Genomic DNA, 237 nt, shown 5'->3' on the forward strand with positions numbered 1-237 from the left:
CGAATCGCGCCATGATGGTACACGTGCCTACACCTATGATGGTTTCAACCGTATGCGTGGGATTCTGGTGAATGGCACTTATATTGCCGACTATCGTACCAATGCGCTGAACCAGCGTGTACAAAAAGAAAATTCTGGTGGAGTCACGCGAGCTATTTATGGTCCAAGCGGAGAACTCTTGGCAGAAATCGGTACGCAAACCAGCCATTACTTCTGGTTCAATGGCGAGCTAATCGG

Annotated in this window: 1 protein-coding gene; it reads left to right on the top strand. The window is 48.9% G+C overall.

Going from position 1 to position 237, the window contains the following annotated elements; genetic code table 11:
* Positions 1–237: hypothetical protein (locus J0O65_RS19935; RefSeq protein ID WP_215408974.1), on the top strand; the 237-nt coding region annotated here is incomplete at both ends.

Source organism: Janthinobacterium sp. JC611, from assembly GCF_018682595.1.
Taxonomy (GTDB): Bacteria; Pseudomonadota; Gammaproteobacteria; order Burkholderiales; family Burkholderiaceae_D; genus Janthinobacterium.